The 17897-nt window shown below is 56.7% G+C and carries 24 protein-coding genes; 6 read left to right on the top strand and 18 right to left on the bottom strand.

The window, feature by feature from the left end; all coding sequences use genetic code 11:
* The first annotated feature begins 1 nt into the window (after window position 1).
* From phbB to bfr, 3 genes are all read left to right on the top strand, one after another.
* Window positions 2-727 (top strand): acetoacetyl-CoA reductase, encoded by a 726-nt coding sequence (gene phbB, locus ACQZ51_RS15860; protein ID WP_448778604.1) that lies wholly within the window; start codon window positions 2-4, stop codon window positions 725-727.
* Window positions 728-970: 243 nt separating this feature from the next.
* Window positions 971-1282 carry a (2Fe-2S)-binding protein gene (locus tag ACQZ51_RS15865; RefSeq protein ID WP_448778606.1) on the top strand — a complete coding sequence of 104 codons (312 nt, stop codon included), beginning with the start codon at window positions 971-973 and terminating at the stop codon, window positions 1280-1282.
* Window positions 1248-1739 carry a bacterioferritin gene (gene bfr, locus ACQZ51_RS15870; RefSeq protein ID WP_448778608.1) on the top strand — a complete coding sequence of 164 codons (492 nt, stop codon included), beginning with the start codon at window positions 1248-1250 and terminating at the stop codon, window positions 1737-1739. Before ACQZ51_RS15865 ends, bfr begins: the two co-directional genes overlap by 35 nt.
* 55 nt (window positions 1740-1794) lie before the next feature.
* Here the strand turns inward: bfr and ACQZ51_RS15875 are convergent, their stop codons facing one another.
* The 14 genes from ACQZ51_RS15875 to rplU all read right to left on the bottom strand — a co-directional run bounded on the left by ACQZ51_RS15875 (window position 1795) and on the right by rplU (window position 13881).
* Window positions 1795-2307 (bottom strand): RNA pyrophosphohydrolase, encoded by a 513-nt coding sequence (locus tag ACQZ51_RS15875; protein ID WP_243258059.1) that lies wholly within the window; start codon window positions 2305-2307, stop codon window positions 1795-1797.
* Window positions 2308-2347: 40 nt separating this feature from the next.
* Entirely contained in the window at window positions 2348-3550 is a 1203-nt protein-coding gene (locus tag ACQZ51_RS15880; protein WP_448778610.1) for a divergent polysaccharide deacetylase family protein, read from the bottom strand.
* A 64-nt stretch (window positions 3551-3614) separates the two neighbouring features.
* On the bottom strand, window positions 3615-4943 hold the full coding sequence (locus ACQZ51_RS15885) for a S41 family peptidase (protein ID WP_192065323.1): 1329 nt from the start codon (window positions 4941-4943) through the stop codon (window positions 3615-3617).
* Complete coding sequence (locus ACQZ51_RS15890; RefSeq protein ID WP_448778791.1) at window positions 4933-6288, bottom strand: murein hydrolase activator EnvC family protein; 1356 nt, start codon at window positions 6286-6288, stop codon at window positions 4933-4935. The genes ACQZ51_RS15885 and ACQZ51_RS15890 overlap by 11 nt, the downstream gene beginning before the upstream one ends.
* Before the next feature lie 196 nt (window positions 6289-6484).
* On the bottom strand, window positions 6485-6967 hold the full coding sequence (gene rlmH, locus ACQZ51_RS15895) for a 23S rRNA (pseudouridine(1915)-N(3))-methyltransferase RlmH (RefSeq protein ID WP_448778612.1): 483 nt from the start codon (window positions 6965-6967) through the stop codon (window positions 6485-6487).
* Window positions 6968-7070: 103 nt separating this feature from the next.
* Window positions 7071-7529 (bottom strand): ribosome silencing factor, encoded by a 459-nt coding sequence (gene rsfS / locus ACQZ51_RS15900; RefSeq protein WP_409233739.1) that lies wholly within the window; start codon window positions 7527-7529, stop codon window positions 7071-7073.
* Between the two features lie 76 nt (window positions 7530-7605).
* Window positions 7606-8190 (bottom strand): nicotinate-nucleotide adenylyltransferase, encoded by a 585-nt coding sequence (locus ACQZ51_RS15905; RefSeq protein WP_448778793.1) that lies wholly within the window; start codon window positions 8188-8190, stop codon window positions 7606-7608.
* A gap of 41 nt (window positions 8191-8231) precedes the next feature.
* Entirely contained in the window at window positions 8232-9518 is a 1287-nt protein-coding gene (locus ACQZ51_RS15910) for a glutamate-5-semialdehyde dehydrogenase (RefSeq protein ID WP_448778614.1), read from the bottom strand.
* A complete protein-coding gene (gene proB, locus ACQZ51_RS15915) occupies window positions 9511-10680 on the bottom strand; it encodes a glutamate 5-kinase (RefSeq protein ID WP_448778616.1) in 1170 nt (389 codons plus the stop codon). The genes ACQZ51_RS15910 and proB overlap by 8 nt, the downstream gene beginning before the upstream one ends.
* Window positions 10677-11744, bottom strand: a complete 1068-nt coding sequence (gene obgE / locus ACQZ51_RS15920; RefSeq protein ID WP_042620029.1) for a GTPase ObgE — start codon at window positions 11742-11744, stop codon at window positions 10677-10679. Before obgE ends, proB begins: the two co-directional genes overlap by 4 nt.
* A gap of 177 nt (window positions 11745-11921) precedes the next feature.
* Window positions 11922-12497 carry a GNAT family N-acetyltransferase gene (locus tag ACQZ51_RS15925; protein WP_448778618.1) on the bottom strand — a complete coding sequence of 192 codons (576 nt, stop codon included), beginning with the start codon at window positions 12495-12497 and terminating at the stop codon, window positions 11922-11924.
* Complete coding sequence (locus tag ACQZ51_RS15930) at window positions 12494-13126, bottom strand: GNAT family N-acetyltransferase (RefSeq protein ID WP_448778620.1); 633 nt, start codon at window positions 13124-13126, stop codon at window positions 12494-12496. The genes ACQZ51_RS15925 and ACQZ51_RS15930 overlap by 4 nt, the downstream gene beginning before the upstream one ends.
* A 129-nt stretch (window positions 13127-13255) precedes the next feature.
* Window positions 13256-13525, bottom strand: coding sequence for a 50S ribosomal protein L27 (rpmA, locus tag ACQZ51_RS15935; RefSeq protein WP_042620032.1), 270 nt, complete (start codon window positions 13523-13525; stop codon window positions 13256-13258).
* A 41-nt stretch (window positions 13526-13566) separates the two neighbouring features.
* Window positions 13567-13881 carry a 50S ribosomal protein L21 gene (rplU, locus tag ACQZ51_RS15940; RefSeq protein WP_042620033.1) on the bottom strand — a complete coding sequence of 105 codons (315 nt, stop codon included), beginning with the start codon at window positions 13879-13881 and terminating at the stop codon, window positions 13567-13569.
* A 329-nt stretch (window positions 13882-14210) separates the two neighbouring features.
* Between rplU and ACQZ51_RS15945 the strand changes: the two genes are divergently transcribed.
* On the top strand, window positions 14211-14651 hold the full coding sequence (locus tag ACQZ51_RS15945) for a metallopeptidase family protein (RefSeq protein ID WP_042620034.1): 441 nt from the start codon (window positions 14211-14213) through the stop codon (window positions 14649-14651).
* 28 nt (window positions 14652-14679) lie between these two features.
* On the opposite strand, the gene ACQZ51_RS15950 is transcribed toward ACQZ51_RS15945, so the two are convergent.
* Both ACQZ51_RS15950 and ACQZ51_RS15955 read right to left on the bottom strand, forming a co-directional pair.
* On the bottom strand, window positions 14680-14886 hold the full coding sequence (locus tag ACQZ51_RS15950; RefSeq protein ID WP_042620035.1) for a DUF1737 domain-containing protein: 207 nt from the start codon (window positions 14884-14886) through the stop codon (window positions 14680-14682).
* Window positions 14883-15794 (bottom strand): HpcH/HpaI aldolase/citrate lyase family protein, encoded by a 912-nt coding sequence (locus ACQZ51_RS15955; RefSeq protein WP_448778623.1) that lies wholly within the window; start codon window positions 15792-15794, stop codon window positions 14883-14885. The genes ACQZ51_RS15950 and ACQZ51_RS15955 overlap by 4 nt, the downstream gene beginning before the upstream one ends.
* A gap of 111 nt (window positions 15795-15905) precedes the next feature.
* Here ACQZ51_RS15955 and ACQZ51_RS15960 point away from each other — a divergent pair, with 111 nt between their 5' ends.
* Together ACQZ51_RS15960 and ppa are read left to right on the top strand one after the other, a co-directional pair.
* Window positions 15906-16142: a hypothetical protein gene (locus tag ACQZ51_RS15960; RefSeq protein ID WP_042620121.1), complete on the top strand. Its 237-nt coding sequence runs from the start codon at window positions 15906-15908 to the stop codon at window positions 16140-16142.
* Between the two features lie 159 nt (window positions 16143-16301).
* The gene (ppa, locus tag ACQZ51_RS15965) at window positions 16302-16835 is read left to right on the top strand and encodes an inorganic diphosphatase (protein WP_042620037.1); all 534 of its coding nucleotides are present in this window, start codon (window positions 16302-16304) and stop codon (window positions 16833-16835) included.
* Between the two features lie 83 nt (window positions 16836-16918).
* Here the strand turns inward: ppa and ACQZ51_RS15970 are convergent, their stop codons facing one another.
* Both ACQZ51_RS15970 and ACQZ51_RS15975 read right to left on the bottom strand, forming a co-directional pair.
* On the bottom strand, window positions 16919-17239 hold the full coding sequence (locus tag ACQZ51_RS15970; protein ID WP_042620038.1) for a YggT family protein: 321 nt from the start codon (window positions 17237-17239) through the stop codon (window positions 16919-16921).
* A 156-nt stretch (window positions 17240-17395) separates the two neighbouring features.
* Window positions 17396-17887 carry a tellurite resistance TerB family protein gene (locus ACQZ51_RS15975; protein ID WP_243258048.1) on the bottom strand — a complete coding sequence of 164 codons (492 nt, stop codon included), beginning with the start codon at window positions 17885-17887 and terminating at the stop codon, window positions 17396-17398.
* Between the last annotated feature and the right edge of the window lie 10 nt (window positions 17888-17897).

Consider the following 17897-nt stretch of genomic DNA (forward strand, 5'->3'; position numbering starts at 1 on the left):
GATGAGCCGGGTTGCTTTGATAACAGGCGGGACAAGCGGAATTGGCGCGGCGATTGCCAAGGCATTTCATGCCGAAGGCTACAAGGTCGCGGTGAACTACGCTTTCACGGAGGCGCGCGCGGCTCAGTTTCGCAGCGAAACCGGTATTCCTGCCTATTGCTGGGATATCCGCGATTACGATGCCTGCGTTGCCGGCATCGCCCAGGTTGAAAGCGATCTGGGTCCGATAGAGTTGCTTGTGAACAATGCGGGCATCACGCGCGACGCGATGTTTCACAAGATGACACCGCAACAGTGGCGCGAGGTGCTCGATACCAATCTGACCGGCGTCTTCAACATGACGCATCCCATATGGCCCGGCATGCGCGAGCGCGGGTTTGGCCGCATCGTCAATATTTCATCCATCAACGGCCAGAAAGGGCAGGCTGGACAGGCAAACTATTCAGCTGCCAAGGCGGGTGATCTGGGTCTGACCAAGGCGCTGGCGCAGGAAGGTGCCTCGCGAAATATCACCGTGAACGCGATCTGCCCTGGCTATATCGGCACCGAAATGGTGCGGGCTATCCCTGAGAATGTTCTCAATGAGCGCATCCTCCCTCAGATACCCGTTGGTCGCCTTGGTGAGCCGGAAGAGATTGCACGCTGCGCGCTGTTTCTGGCGGCTGACAGCTCTGGCTTCATCACCGGCTCGACATTGACGGCAAACGGGGGCCAGTATTTCACTTAAGATGCATCTTCAGTAAACTTTTCGTGATCGCATGCGTGGCATAATCGGTGAGTTGACAAAAACTTGAGCGCAAAAATTCTTTGTGTAGAGAACGCTAACCTAATGAAAACACGATAATTTTCGTTTAGTTTGGAATTGTTCTAAAATATCGCTGGCGCCATCATGCATCTTTTTCTTGACACTCACTATCCTGTTTTGGTTTAAGAATGAAAACAACGTGTTGCGTCATACAGGCAAAGAACCATGCTCGTTTGCAGCTGTAACTACATCACCGACAACGACATTCGCGATGTCATCAACGAGATGCTCGATGAAGACTGTTGGCAGCTTATCGTGCCGTCCAAAGTCTATCACGCGATGGCCAAACGTGGTCGTTGCTGTGGCTGCTTCCCGACCGTCGTCGAACTGATTATCAGGACCACCGAAGAATATCATGCACGTCGCCACTCGACGGAAGCCGATGTTTTTGATTTTATGTCCCGCCTGAGACAATTGCATGAAGACAACAGGAGAGCGGACATTGAAAGGCGACACAAGAGTCATCGAGCAGCTTAACGAGGCACTTTTCCTCGAGCTCGGCGCAGTCAACCAATACTGGCTGCATTACCGATTGCTGAACGATTGGGGCTACACAAAGCTCGCCAAGAAGGAACGTGCCGAGTCCATCGAAGAGATGCAGCACGCCGACAAGATCATCGATCGCATCATCTTCCTCGAAGGCCACCCGAACCTTCAGACAGTTGCGCCTCTGCGCATTGGTCAGAACGTCAAGGAAGTGCTGGAAGCGGATCTCGCTGGTGAATATGATGCCCGCGCGGCTTACAAGAAGTCCCGTGAGATCTGTCACGAAGCTGGTGACTATGTTTCGATGAAGCTATTCGAAACCCTGCTGATCGACGAAGAAGGTCATATCGACTTCCTCGAGACCCAGCTTGAGCTTCTCAACAAGATCGGCGAAGCCAAGTACGGCCAGCTGAATGCCGACTCCGCAGACGCTGCAGAGTCTGAATAAGCGGACCTAACTCGAATTGAAAAAGGCGGCATTCGTGCCGCCTTTTTGCTTTTGTTTATTTCGCTGCCAGATGCCTGAACTGAGCAACGACCTGTTCGTAGACGCCGCGCTTGAAGGGCACGATAAGATCCGGCAAGCTTTCCATTGGCTTCCATTCCCACGCGTCGAATTCCGGCTCATGGCCTGTCGGTGGTGGGTTGATCTGGATTTCGCTTTCGTCGCCCTCGAAACGGAATGCAAACCAGCGCTGGGCCTGGCCGCGATATTTGCCTCTCAAGCCTATGCCGATCAGCTGCGGCGGTAGATCATAGTGAATCCAGTCGCTTGCCTCTGCCAGAAGCGACACGGTTTTCATGCCGGTCTCTTCGTAGAGTTCGCGGATGGCCGCCAGAAGCGGCTTCTCGCCGTCATCTATGCCGCCTTGCGGCATCTGCCAGAGCTGCGGCGAACCATCGAATTCCGAGTTGCCTTCGGAGATGCGCCGTCCGGCCCAGACAAGCCCCTCAGCATTGAGAACCATGATACCCGCGCAGGGGCGGTAGGGAAGATCTTCCGCTTTGACCGTCATTTTGGACCTTTGATGAATAGAGTGCTGTTGGCGTCAAGAACTAAGGGGCTGTCTTGTCTAGCACAAGAGCTGAAACGCCGACGATTTCGATACCGCGCCCGGATGCTTCAATGGACCATTTGGCAATCGCGGCAACGCTTTCATCAAAGGCCGAGGCCACGCCGATGGCAGAACCATTTCTCCGCGCGATGCGCTCCAGATCATCAAGCTTTCGCAGAATGGCAGCTTCGTTGACCTGGTCATCCAGTTGCAGATCCGCAAAGCCTGCCGCGACCGACTGGGCCTTGGCAATGGGCGTGCTTTTTGACTGGGCGGAGGAGCCATCGTCCAGAAACAGCAGGCCGCGCTTACCGATATCGGCCATCACAGGTTCCAGCGCCTTTTCGTCTGCCATGAAGCGTCCGCCGAGATAGTTCATGATGCCGGTGTAATTGGTGATCTTCGCCATCGAGCGGTGCAATCGCTCCAGATTGAGCTTGGCAGGTCCTGCAACCAGCAGCGTGTCAGGCCCGGGATTTGTGCCGGGATAGCCAAACGGCTCGAAGGGGATCTGAAGCAGAATCTCATGGCCTTTACGGCGGCCCTCCTGCATCCATCGTTGCAGGCTGTTTCCGCTCGTTGCAAATCCAAGCGTAATGTCTGCAGGTAAGTCTTTGATAGCTTTTTGGGTGCCGGTCTGGCTCAGCCCCAGCCCTCCAACGACAATTGCGATGCGTGTGCCTCTGGCGCCCGACCATGGCCGCGCATATTGCTCCAGTGGTCGCAGGCCATCAGCGCCGATCTTCGGAAGCATGCCGAAGGCGGAATCTTCCAGCAGTTCCGCATTGGGCTGGGCCGCCATGCGAGGGTCTTGCCCATAGGTCTGGCCTGTCATCAGCACCGGACCGTCGGTGCCTCGGTCGCGTGGTGAATAGACCGAGACGACGTTGCCGTCGTCCATTTCGTTTCGCTGGATATTGGCGCCGGAACGGCCGCTTTGCGTCAGAAGCGTACCGTCCACGTCAGTTTGCGGGGCAGTCGGCTCTGTTGTCTGAAGCGGCGTTGTAGCGTCGCTCAGTTCCACATTGGGCGCTGTCGAGTTGCTCTCCAGATTACCGGGAGAGAGAGCCGTGTAGACGGACAGGCCGCCTATGCCGCCAACGCCGAGCAGGACCATGCCTGCAAGCGCAGAAAAGCGCCGGAACGACCCAGCGCTTTTCTTTTTACGTTGACCCATAAGCGGTTTGCGCAGGTCTGAAGGCAATGATCTATCCGTGATTGACTGCGTGCAGCCGGGAAGGCATCGCGGATTGCGATGCCTTCAGGCTTTACTGCTTGTTGACGACCGCCTTTTCAGGATTTGGCGGGTATGAAGGGTCGGTCTTGGTGCCGTGGAAGAGATCCAGCGCATAGTTCAGCTGGATATCGTCCTTTGCTTCCGGTGGCACATAGGCAACCGAGCCGGAACCTTCTTCCGTCTCGCTCTGGCCCTGAATGTGGCCGCGCAGGCTGGATTCGCCTTCCGCACGCACACGTCCCTGCAGTTCCGGCGGCAGCGGCTGATCCACCTTGATGTCAGGCGTGATGCCCGTGCCCTGAATGGACTTGCCCGATGGCGTGTAATAGAGCGCGGTCGTCAGGCGAAGTGCACCCGTATCACCCAGTGGGATGATGGTCTGGACGGAACCCTTGCCGAAGGAACGTGTTCCCAGAACGGTTGCACGTCGCAGATCCTGCAGTGCGCCAGCCACGATTTCGGACGCGGAAGCCGAACCGCCGTTGACCAGAACGATGACCGGCTTGCCATCGGTCAGATCGCCAGCCGTTGCGTTGAAGCGGCGGGTTTCTTCAGGGTTACGGCCGCGTGTGGACACGACTTCTCCACGCTCAAGGAAGGCGTCGGAGACGTTGATCGCCTGGTCCAGCAATCCGCCCGGGTTGAGGCGCAGGTCAAGCACGTAGCCCTTCAGCTTGTCGGCGGGTACATCCTGCTTGATTTTCTTGATCGCCTTTTCGAGGTCGTCATAGGTCTTTTCCGTGAAGGAAATGACGCGCAGATAACCGACATCGCCACCCTCGACACGGGATTTGACGGCGCGAACGGCAATGATTTCACGCATGACGGTGATATCGAGCGGCTTGTCTGCGCCCTGGCGGATGATGGTCAGCTTGATCGGCGTCTTGACCGCGCCGCGCATCTTTTCGACGGCTTCTTCCAGCTTCAGGCCGCGCACAGGCTGGCCATCGATCTCGGAGATGAAGTCACCGGCCAGAATGCCCGCCTTGGCGGCAGGCGTATCATCCATCGGCGAGATGACCTTGACCAGCTCGTTTTCCATCGTGACTTCGATGCCGAGACCGCCAAATTCGCCCTTGGTCTGGGAGCGCATGTCGGTTGCGTCCTGCGCATTCAGAAAGCTTGAATGCGGATCAAGCGAGCTCAACATGCCGTTAATGGCGTTCTCAACCAGCTTCTTGTCATCGGGAGGCGTCACATATTGTGCGCGCACGCGCTCAAACACGTCACCAAAAATCGACAGCTCCTTATAGGTGGAAGGACCGGCAGCCTGTGCCGGCATGCTTGCCGAATAGATGACGCTCATCGCTGTGGCACCCATAAGTCCACCGATGAGGAGAAGTGAAGCCTTACGAATCATTGCGCGCCCTTCCGGTATTTTTTGCGGTCCACCATGGTTGAGAATCAACCGGCACACCGTCTTTCCTGAATTCAATGTAAAGCGTCGGCTTGTCAGTTTCCAGCGCCAATGCGGCAGCACTTGCCACTCTTTTTGCACCCATGGAGGCAATAGGTTCGCCAGAGAACACAAACATGCCCTGTCTCGTCCTCACATTGTCCATGCCTGTCAGCACCAGATGGTAACCGTCACCGGCGTTCAGAATAATCATGCGGCCATAACTGCGAAACTCACCGGCAAAAACGACGAAGCCATCTGCCGGTGCGGTCACCAGTGCCTCAGGGCCAGTCGCCACGACGATTCCCTTGGAGAAATGCCCCGTTCCGTCAGCATCGCCGAACCGTCGCAGCACGTCACCGGAAACCGGCATGGCCAGCTTGCCCTTCAAACTTGAAAACGGATATGCGGGCGCAATGCGGTTTTTATCGGGCGTTCCAGCCTCGGTATCGGCCTCTACCTTGTCGCGTTCTGCCTGTGAAAGTGCGGCCAGCCGCTCTTCTTCCAGCCGCTGTTTTTCCTTGGTTTCACGCACCGAGGAAATCTCGTTTTCCAGCGATGATACCAGGCCTTCCAGGCTGGTTGCCCGGCTCGCAAGTTCTTCAGAACGTTTGCGTTCTGCTTCCAGATCGCTCGCGGTCTGAGTGTTGCGCTTTTCGTTTTCGAGCCGCAGAAGATCAAGCCGCTTCTCTTCCTCAAGGCTTGCCGTCATCGTGTCGGTCAGCTGCTGTTTTTCGCTGGCGATGGCGAGGCGCAGGTCGGTCAACTCTTTGAGAGCAGACACTAGCTTCTCCGTTTCCGAGCGAATGCCGGGAACGACGGCCCCCAACAGGATAGCGCTGCGAACGGATGCCAGCGCATCCTCAGGCGAAACAAGAAGGGCAGGGGGTGGGTTGCGGCCCATGCGCTGAAGGGCGGCCAGTACTTCGGCCAGAACGCCGCGCCGCTCTCTCAGCGATGCCTTGGCCGCATCTTCACGTACGCCAAGCTTGGCAAGCCGGTCCTCACCATCCCTGATCTTGTCTTCAAGGTCCTTGCGGCGTGCCGCGGAGGCGATCAGCTCCGCCTTGATCCGCGCCGTGTCCTGGTTAAGAGCCGCAATACTGTCCTGAAGCTGGCGGGATTTGTCTTCGGAAAGGCCGATACTATCGACGAGTTCCTGCAAATCCTGACGGTTCTGGTCGCGGCGTTGTTCGAGCTTGTCCAGTTCTTCCTGCGGAGTGGGGGTCTGTGCAAGGGTGGGTGGAGCGGTTTCCGGCACCGCCGCGTCCTGCGCAAATGCGGGGCTGAGCGCGTGGGACGTGACCATGCAGGCAGCTAGAAGCGCGCCCGAAAGGGTCGTCCATCTGGTGTTGCTGCCGCTCTTGATCATGAAATGTGTGAACCGTCGAAAGATGGATGACCATACGCTGCTTCGCGGCGTTTCGCCAATCAACACGTATGGGAGGGCGAGAAGATGACCGGAACGGATGCGTGCGCTTTTATGTGCTGGGCAAGACAAGAGATTATACGCGGTGATAGGGGTGGCCAGACAGAATTGTCACTGCGCGATAAAGCTGTTCCGCAATGAGGATGCGTACCAGCTGGTGCGGCCAGGTGAGTTTGCCAAGGCACAGGGTAGCGGTTGCCCTCTCATACAAGGAGGGATCGAGACCATCGGCACCACCGATCGCGATCACCAGATCGCGCTTGCCGCTATCCCTTAGATTTCCAAACATCTCGGCAAACGCCGGACTGTCGAGTGCCTTTCCCCGCTCGTCGAGAAGAACGAGAACTGCGCCATCGGCCAGATGCTTTTCGAGCATGGCCGCTTCTTCGCGTTTGCGGGTATCGGCGTTCGATGCGCGGCTTTCGGCCACCTCGATCATCCGCGAGAATTCCAGCCCGATGGCCGGGCCGGTTTTTGCAAAACGGTCGAGATATCGGGACGCAAGATCCTTTTCTGGGCCGGATTTAAGCCGTCCCACCGCAAAAATCGAGATCCGCATTGTCAACATCCATCCTTGTCGCAAACCTTGTCGTTTGCGCTCATATCAGGATGATCAGCGAATTCCTATGCAGTGATGCGTCGGCACCAGATGCAAGGTCGCGTCAATGCAGCGTTTCTTCCTCGATATCGGGAGCGGCCCACATCTTTTCGATGTTGTAGAACGCCCGGACTTCGGGACGAAACACGTGAATGATGACGTCGCCGGCGTCGATCACAACCCAGTCGCCATTTTCCAGACCCTCGACGCGCGAGTGACCGAAGCCCTCATCCTTCAGATCGGACATGAGGTGATCACAAATCGCCGAGACATGCCTGTTCGACCGCCCGGAAACCACAACCATGTAGTCCGCAAGCGCCGATTTTCCGGCAATGTTCAGGTAAACGACGTCTTCTGCTTTGGAGTCCTCGACACTGGTCAGGACGGTTCCGAGGGCACGACGGGCGGCATCAACGCCACTCTCCATGCTCTTTGGGATAGCGCTGAAAGCTCTTCCCTTGGTGTGCACTGTTGTCAGTTGTTTTCCTCTCAAAATGACAAACCAGATACTGTGGCACGCGATTCTGTGCGCCACAGAATAAAGGTGGCATCAAAGCGTTAACTTTTCAAGATGCAGGTAAAGGCTAGAATTTGCCTATTCAGCTCTGCGCGTTGCGCAGTGCCGTGGAGCTCAATGTCGAACGTGGACCATGGATGAACATCCAGGCGGGCGCTGTTTTCGTCCATAGAATGCCAGCATCATCTTCATCCACGCGCGCCTGGCTGTAGGCCTGCGCCATGGTGGACGAGAGATAGGCTAGCGTGGCGCCCGGCCTGTCGATGACAGCGATGGGAAATGTCTCGGCGATCTTGCGCCAGTTCTGCCAGCGATGAAAGCTACGGAGATTATCCGCACCCATGACCCAGATAAACTTGGCAAGCGGGTTCTTCGCCTTGATGAGCGCAAGCGTGTTGGCGGTATAGGTCACGCCGAAGGATTGCTCGAAGGCTGTTATCTTGATGCGCGGATCGGAAACAAGCGCCTCGCATGCCTTGATGCGCGTTGCCAAAGGCGCAAGCTCGGCCTTGTTCTTCAGCGGATTGCCGGGCGTGACCATCCACCAGAGCTGGTCAAGACCCAGCCGTCGCAGGGCTATTTCTGCAACCAGCGCATGGCCCGCATGGGGCGGGTTGAACGAACCGCCGAACAGGCCGATCACCATGCCGCGCTCTGTATGCGGCATGGTCAGGTAGCGCTTTTCGAGGCCATGATCCGCGGTCAATATCAGGTCCGTGTCTGGCCGGTGCCATGCACGCGGTATTTGAAGGATGTCAGTTGCTCCACACCGACAGGCCCGCGCGCGTGCATCTTGCCCGTGGCAATACCGATTTCCGCGCCCATGCCAAACTCGCCACCATCGGCAAATTGCGTCGAGGCGTTGTGAAGCAGGATGGCCGAATCGATCTCGTTGAAGAAACGTTCAACGACTTCAGGGTCTTCAGCGATCACAGCTTCGGTGTGGTTGGAGGAATAGGTGCCGATATGGGCAATGGCACCGGAGATGCCATCAACCACAGCCACAGAAATGATCGCGTCCAGATATTCCGTGCGCCAGTCTTCCTCAGTCGCAGCCGTAATGCCGCTGACCGCATCCAGCACGGCCTGCGATCCACGAACCTCACAGCCGCCGTCGACCAGCACCTTGACCAGCGGCGCAAGATGCGTGGGCACGGCCGCGCTATCGATGAGCAAGGTTTCCGCTGAGCCACAAATGCCGGTGCGGCGCATCTTGGAGTTCAGCACCACCTTGCGCGCCATATCGAGATCGGCTGACTTATCGACATAGACGTGGCAGATGCCTTCAAGATGCGCAAAGACAGGCACCCGCGCTTCAGACTGAACACGCGCAACGAGGCTCTTGCCACCACGGGGCACGATGACGTCCACCGTGCCGCCAAGTCCGCCCAAAAGGCTGCCGACAGCCGCGCGATCGGTTACCGGAACGAGTTGAATGGCATGCTCTGGAAGGCCCGCAATCTTCAGACCTTCCACAAGGCAGGCGTGAATGGCGCGCGATGAATATTGCGAGTCCGAACCGCCGCGCAGAATCACTGCATTGCCAGCTTTGAGGCAGAGCGCACCTGCATCAGCCGTTACATTTGGGCGGCTTTCATAGATCACGCCGATGACGCCGAGCGGCGTGCGGACACGTTCGATTTTCAAACCGTTGGGCCGATCCCATGCCGCAATCACCTCACCAACGGGGTTTGGCAGTGCCGCGATGGAGAGAATGCCCTCGGCAATTGCGGCGATGCGCGAAGCATCTAGTTTCAAACGGTCGATGAAGGAAGCGGCAACGCCCGCAATTTCTGCGGCAGCAACGTCCTTGGTATTGGCGTCGAGGATCTTTGCTTCGGAAGCCTCGATTGCGGATGCCATGGCCAGCAAAGCCCGGTTTTTCTGATCGGTGCTGGCAATGGACAACGGTCGGGAAGCAGCTTTTGCCTGAGCGCCGATGGACATCATCAGCGTTTCGATATCATGGCTCTGCTTCACGGCCTGTTCAGGCATCGACCTCATCCTTATTTGCATATTTCACTTTGACGGACGCACCCGTCATCACCAGATCGTCGCGATGGATCATCGCGGCACGACCGACATAACCGAGGATCGCTTCGATCTCGGTGGACTTGTGGCCATTGATCTGCCGTGCCTCGTCATCATCGTAGCCTGCAAGGCCACGGGCGATTTCCCGACCTTGCGAACCGATGATGACAACTGCATCTCCACGACCGAAATTGCCCTTCACCAGCGTCACACCGGCGGGCAGGAGGCTTTTGCCATCGTAGAGCGCTTTTTCAGCGCCAGCATCCACATGCAATTCCCCGACAGGCTGAAGCTGCCCGGCAATCCAAGTCTTGCGGGCCGTAACAGGCGTCCCCGAAGGCGCAAACCACGACGAGCGCGTTCCGTTTTCAATAGCCTTGAGCGGGTTGAGCGTCTTGCCGGAGGCGATGATCATGCCGCAACCGGCAGCCGTTGCAATCTTGCCTGCATCGATCTTGGTGCGCATGCCGCCACGCGAAAGTTCCGACGCTGCCCCGCCAGCCATGGCTTCGATGTCGGGGGTGATTTCGGCAATCGTTTCCAGAAACTGCGCATCGGGATCAAGATGCGGCGGTGCCGTATAGAGGCCGTCAATATCCGAGAGCAAGATCAGGAGATCTGCGCCGGTCATCGTCGCAACGCGTGCCGCCAGGCGATCATTGTCGCCATAGCGAATTTCCGTGGTCGCGACCGTGTCGTTTTCATTGATGATCGGAATAGCACCGATTTTCAGCAGCTGATTGATCGTCGCACGGGCGTTGAGATAGCGGCGGCGCTCTTCGGTGTCGGAAAGGGTCAGCAGGATCTGACCTGCGACAATCTCGTGCTTCGAAAGGTTTTCAGACCATGCACGGGCCAGAGCGATCTGACCCACTGCCGCCGCAGCCTGGCTTTCCTCAAGCTTAAGTGCGCCGGAGGGAAGGCCAAGCACGGTGCGACCAAGGGCGATGGCGCCTGATGATACGACCTGAACATCGGCGCCATTGGCTTTCAGCGCTGCTATATCCTCGCAGATCGCGTCCAGCCATTCCTTTTTCAGGCCACTGGCACGGTCAACGAGAAGGGCAGAGCCGATCTTGATGACAATGCGGTGATGGCTACCGAGCGGCTTTCGCACCGGTGTCATAGGCGGTCGTCTCCATCCTCTAGCTCGTCTTCAACCGGCATGGAGCGGTCTGGCATGGCGGTATCGCCGCCACGGCTATCGGACACGATGATATCGCGCAGCTCGCGAAGGGTTTCGACCATGCCGATATGGGCAGCAGCAGACAGAAGAAGCGGTGGGCGGCCACAGGCCTTCTCCAGTTCCTTCGCCTTCTTCTTCAATTCCTTTTCGTCCAGCACATCGATCTGGGAAAGGGCTACGATTTCCGGCTTGTCGGTCAACCCACCGCCATAGGCAGCAAGCTCACGTTTGACGGTCTTGTAAGCCTTGCCGACATTCTCTTCCTGAGCGGAAACCAGGTGCAGCAGAACACGGGTGCGCTCAACGTGACCAAGGAAACGGTCGCCAATACCAACGCCTTCATGCGCGCCTTCGATCAGGCCTGGAATATCGGCCAGAACGAATTCGCGCCCGTCAATCGTGGCAACACCCAGGTTCGGGTGCAAGGTGGTGAAGGGATAGTTCGCGATTTTCGGGCGCGCCCGGGTTACCGTGGCAAGAAATGTGGACTTTCCCGCATTGGGAAGGCCGACCAGACCCGCATCGGCAATCAGCTTCAGGCGAAGCCATATCATCTTCTCCTCACCAGCAAGGCCCGGATTGGCGTGCGTGGGCGCTTGGTTGGTGGAGGACTTGAAATAGGCATTGCCGAAGCCGCCATTACCGCCGGCAGCCAAGCGAAAACGCTGGCCTTCCTTGGTCAGGTCAATAATCAGCGTTTCATTGTCTTCTTCAAAAATCTGCGTGCCAACCGGTACCCGCAACACCACACTGGCACCTTTGGCGCCTGTGCGTCCCTGGCCCATGCCGTGCTGGCCGATGGTGGCCTTGAAATGCTGCTGGAAGCGGAAATCAATCAGCGTGTTGAGGCCATTGACGACCTCTACCCACACATCGCCGCCGCGCCCGCCATCACCGCCATCGGGGCCGCCGAATTCGATGAACTTTTCACGGCGGAAGGAAACGGCACCTGCGCCGCCATCACCGGATCTGATATAGACTTTTGCTTCATCGAGAAATTTCATCGTCGTGGCCGTTCTGTCAGCTTAGTGGCAATTCCAGCAGTCAATGTGCGGGCTTGCTTTAAAAAAAGGATCTGCTGCTCCAAATATATGGGCGAGCCCTCAAGGTCAAAGATTATCGTATTTTTGAGAGCCTCTAGGGCAAGGCCGGTTCACGAAAACCGGCCTTGTTGGTGTTATCTATGCTTGGGACGGGCGAAATGTTTGCGCCGTCACAGCCGTATCGATGTGGGTGACCATGGTCGAGCGGGAGGCAGCATAGATTTCATGGCAGCCGATGACCCGAAAGCCGAGCTTATCCTGAACGCGCAGCGAGGCCGCATTATCGGCAAACACGCCGGAATAAAGGGTCTCATCGGGCATGTGCTGGAAGAAACGCTCCGTGACGGCCGATGCCGCTTCCGTCATATAACCCTTGCCCCAATGCGCAGGGTTCAACCAGTAGCCGAGTTGCCATTCGCCATCCCGTTCTTCCACGGAAACAACGCCGATAAGGGTATCATCGGCGCAGGTGATGGCAAAATCCCACCCCGGCGCGGTGCCGACCGTTCGCATGATCAACCATTCCAGCGCATCCTGCCTATGGTAGGGTGCGGGAATGCGTCTCAACATCCGCGCAACCTGAAAGTCGCTCAATGCCTCGGCAATGCTTCCTGCGTCGGAAAGCTGTTGTGGACGCAGGACGAGCCGACCTGTCTTGATCGTCGGGCCCTTGGTCGCGGGGTGTTGTGGCTGTGTCGCGTGAACCATACTCATCGTGTGTCTCCCCAGCTTCGCAGCGAAACCCATGTCTTGCGGTCCAGCCGGTACCATTCGACAGGCACCATGCCGCCGAGCGCCAATGAGGCGACCATGCCGGAACCTTGAAGCTGGAAACCGCACTTTTGTATAACGCGGCGCGAGGCAATGTTGGTGACGCGGCAACGCGCATCGATCTGCTCGATGTCGCGTGTGCGGAAAGCCATGTCGATCAGGGCATGGGCGGCTTCTGTGGTGTAGCCCTTGTTCCAGTGGGGTTCGCCCAGCCAGTAACCCATTTCGAGCGTCTTCTGGTCGTCGTGCTGTTCAAGCCCGCAGCAACCCAGAAATTCGCCGTTGTCCATGCGGGTAATGGCATAGACGCACTTGCCAATCTCGCCCACTTTCGCACGTCGCACGAAATCCGCGGCATCTTTGGCCGTGTACGGATGCGGCATACGCGACACCATGGTCGCAATATTGGCGTTGTTGGCAAGATGGGCAAGGGCGTCCATGTCTTCTTCGTGAGGCGCGCGCAAAACGAGCCTTTGCGATAATAAGACGGGGCAATCGGTCCTTGACCGGTCCGGCCTTGGCCGCTCTTCGGGTGACCGTGATTGGTCTTCCCTTAACAATTCAGCTTGCATGGTTCAGTCCCTCCATGAGGTTAAGAAAAAAGGGGAGTTGGGTGGTGCCCCAACTCCCCTTTTTTATGACTGAACCTGTTACGTCTCAGCCGGGTCATTGGGACACCGGCTGCATATGACGCGACCGGCTTATTCTGCTGCTTCGGCTTTCGGTGCCACAGACACGTATACGCGGCCGTTTGCCTTCGAGCGGAAGGACACGTTGCCGGCTGTCAGTGCGAAAATCGTGTGGTCCTTGCCAAGGCCAACATTGGCGCCTGGATGCCACTGAGTTCCGCGCTGACGCAGAATAATGTTGCCTGGAATGACGGCTTCGCCGCCGAACTTCTTCACGCCAAGGCGCTTGGAATTCGAATCGCGACCGTTACGCGATGAACCACCAGCTTTTTTATGTGCCATTGGATTTCTCCTTTAAAACCTAGTTTCCCGTGTCGCGCCGATTAGGCTGCAACGATGTCCGTGATACGGACGACGGTGTGATGCTGACGATGACCGCGCGTACGCTTGGAGTTCTGACGACGACGCTTCTTGAAGGCGATGACCTTCTTGCCGCGATTGTGTTCGACAACTTCAGCCTTGACCGTTGCACCAGCAACGAAAGGAGCGCCGAACTGTGCGTCAGCGCCAACGCCGATCACGAGAACTTCGGTGAATTCTACTGTTGCGCCAGCTTCTGCTTCCAACTTTTCAATTGTGAGCACGTCGTTGGCCGCTACACGGTACTGCTTACCGCCGGTCTTGATGACTGCGAACATTTTTTACCCTTTCATGTTCGTTCCGGCTCTGCCCGCAAATGCGGTCTGGCCGTCTTTTTATCAGTCGAGTAGCCTGGATTGCGAAGCTTCAATGCCTCTTGAAACCCAAGCCGGTGAAACCGCTTTTTACAAAGCGATGTGAACGGAAGACGGAATACGCCCTCAATTTGGTTGCGGGATACGCGAGAAGCCTATTTCTGTCAAGGTCGTCCAGAGGTTGAAAACGTGGGTTTCGGGCGAGAATCTCATTGGATTTTCACAGTTGTGGCAAACAGGCCTCGAATTTTGATTGGCAAGGGTTTATATGGGCCTCTCAACAAGGAGCAGAAATGGCCCGCATTGATAAAACCGACGATTGGCGGGATCGCCACGCGCCGACACTTTCAGCGTTTGAATCGCTTGCCATTGAGGCATATGGCCATTTGCCCGACGAGTTTCGCGCCCTGACCAAGGACCTGATCATCGAGATCGCGGATTTCCCGACCGATGAGGTGTTCGAGGATATGGCGCTCGAGACGCCATTCGATCTGCTCGGCCTATTCGAAGGCCGTGGCATTTCAGAACGCTTCACCATGGATACCGGCGAGATGGTCAACCGGATCATCCTCTATCGTCGGCCCATCCTGGATTACTGGGCCGAAAATGAGGAGACGCTGGGCGATATCATCACCCATGTGCTGATCCACGAAATCGGCCATCATTTCGGTCTCTCGGATGACGACATGGAGCGCATCGAGGAAGGTGCGGATGAGGAAGCGACGGATCGTTGATCCATCGCTCTTGTTGCCAGATTGAAGCCTATTGCTCGCCCAGCTTCATATCCGGGTGATATTCCTTGCCTTCAACGGTCTTAATCACCGGCTGTCCGCAGTGCATGACGCCGGTTGCCGCATTGAAGGCGTAGGTCGGTGATCCCGCAAGTTCCCAACCCTTGTTGAGTGCTTCGGTGACGCGATGACAAAACTTGGAGTCGTCAGGGCCGGTGATGAAACGATAGACTTTCATGCTTTCTCTGCCTTTCTTCGGGCGATGATCTCGGCCATGGCCACCAGCCGTTCAGCCGGCTCGACATGCAGTCGCTCGATCATCCGTCCATTGGAGTTGATGACGTTCAATCCCACAGATTCGGGATCTGCAAAAGCGGCAATCACCTCGCGCGCCTCCGCCAATGCCTGCTCATCGGGCGCAAATGCCCGGTTGGCCGCCTCGATCTGGGCCGGATGGATTAGCATCTTGCCGTCAAAACCCATGGCACGGCCCTGCTCGCATTCAGAGGCGAATGCATAAAGGTCCCGGAATTCGTTGCAAACGCTGTCGATGACCTCAAGGCCGTAGGCGCGGGCGGCCAGCACCGTCTGCATCAGCCACGGTACCAGATAGGTGCGGGCAGGATCGAGCGGAACGCGGGTTTCCTTGCGCAGATCATTGAGGCCAACCACGAAGCCGCCAAGCCGTGAACCTTGCGTGTGTGAAGCTTCGGCAATGGACGCGACGTTCAGCACGCCCTTCGGGGTTTCGATCATCGCCCAGATCTTGAGGCCTTCAGGGGCATCGGCCTCTGCCAGCGCATCGGCCACATCCTGAATGTGCGAAAGCTGCTCCACCTTTGGAAGCAGGATGGCATCCGGCGCGCAAGTGAGAGCCGACATCAGGTCACTTTTCCCCGCCCCGGTGGAGAGGGGGTTGATGCGGATCATGGTCTCATAGGCTGGGCGGGGCGTTTGCGCAAAGACCGTCAGAAGATTGGCGCGGGCCTCATCCTTCATGTCAGGTGCGACGGAATCTTCCAGATCGAAAATCACGCCATCGCAATCAAGCGAGGTCAGCTTTGCAAGTGCGCGCAGGTTTATAGCGGGCACCGACAGAAGCGATCGACGTGGGCGGACAGTATTGCTGAAATAAAAATCGGCCATGCCGCACTTGTGTCAACCTTTTGTGACAATCGCAAGCAGATAGGCGGTGTGCATCCTCTTGCAAGCAGCGCAAAGAAGGGCCACATTCGTCTGGACAGAAAGGTTTGGATCATGCAGGGCATTCGTACATTCTTCTTCGCGGCTTCCAGCATCGCAATTCTGGCTTTGGCCGCACTCTTCACCGCCTCCTTGACGGTCGCGCTGGTTGGTGTCCTCGCAGTGTTCAGCGCGGTGCGCCTGTTCTCTGCGCGCCTCAAACCGGCCCCCATCCCCGTCAACCCGCGTCACCGCGAGCAGCAGAACATGCGCGTATGGAATGACGGTCGCGGTACCATCATCGATCTTTGATATCTCTCGATTGTTGTCGCTCGACGGGCTCTTCACAGAGCCCGTTTCAGAAGCGCGGATCGTGCAATAATCGCGCTTGTAGTTGATGCTTATGTTGCAAAGCGTCGACTTTCCCAGTATCGACATGGCAGTTCAACCCACCTAATCGAGGGAAACCGAATGCGTATCGATGCTATTTCTATCGGCAAGAACCCGCCAGACGATATCAATGTGATCGTGGAGGTTCCTGTTGGTGGCCACCCGATCAAGTACGAGATGGACAAGGAAGCAGGCGCGCTGGTCGTTGACCGCTTTCTCTACACCCCGATGACCTATCCGGGTAACTATGGCTTCGTGCCGCACACCCTGTCTGAAGATGGCGATCCAATCGACGTGTTGATCTGCAACACCCGTCCGCTGGTTCCTGGCTGCGTGATCAATGTTCGCCCAATCGGCGTGATGATCATGGAAGACGACGGCGGCAAGGACGAGAAGATCCTTGCTGTTCCGGCTCCAAAGCTGACGCAGCGCTACGATAAGGTGCAGAACTACACTGACCTGCCTGAGATTACACTGAAGCAGATCGAGCACTTCTTTGAGCACTACAAGGATCTGGAGCCCGGCAAGTGGGTGAAGATGGGCGGTTGGCAGAATGTCGACGTCGCCAAGAAGCTCATCGTTGAAGCCATCGAGCGCTACAAGTCGCAGGCCTGATTTAAGCTTTCAAACATCAGTTCAAATGACAAATCCTCCGGATCGAATCGATCCGGAGGATTTTTTATGCCGATAGAGACGATTTAGGCGACCAGCGGATAGATCGTATTCCACATCAGTGAGCGGATAAAGAAAATCAGAAGCAGCAGGATGATCGGCGAAATATCGATGCCACCCAAATTTGGCAGGACGCGACGAATGGGTCTGAGTGCCGGCTCTGTGACGTTGTACAGAAAGCTGCCAATCGCACTGACGAACTGGTTCGAAGAATTGATGACATTGAAGGCATAGAGCCAGGAGAAAATGGCACTGAGAATCAGCACCCAGGTATAAAGGTTCAAAGCCAGATCGATTGTCTGAAACAGGGCAAGCATCAATGTCTCCATATCGTTGTTGGATGACATTTAGTCATTCGCAGGCCAACCGGCAAGTGGTCGTTGGTTTGCAAGGCTTTTCGTGCCTTTACACCGTTACGAAATCGTCAAATTGTCGATACAGTCGCGCCCGCGTGACCGGTAGTCCGCGTCAGTGAATTAAAATGCGTGGATTGCCAACGACGGTCAGACAGTATCCTTCTGATGTTCATTTTCGTCGGAAATATTCACATGGGTTGCCGCTTGCTGGCGTTGCAAAACGCGGTCCCTGACCGATACTCCCAAGAGATCAGCAATGCGCCAGATGACGTGATCTTCCATCTCGTTGCGCTCGCCATCCGCATAGACGATATCCCAGAGAATGCCGATGAGTTCGATGCGCTGGTCTTCGTCCAGATGGCGGTTGATGTCGGCTGTGAAGCGGTAGTAATCGACCGCCTCGCTTCCTGCCTCACGTCCCGCATCCATCAGGGCATCAAGGTTGCCAGCACTCAGCTGGTAATGCTCCTGAAGCAGTTCTCGCAAGCGCCGACGCTCGACGTCGGACACCGTGCCATCGGCTTCCATCACCTGATAACAGAGTGCGGCGACTGCCACCCGCAAATCGTCAGGAGCAAAGTCCTTTGACGATCCGCTCTGGCCAAGGTTCTGGAAAAATGACTGGATGCGATCGAACATGATTTTCCTT

This window comes from Agrobacterium sp. CG674 (genome assembly GCF_053521645.1).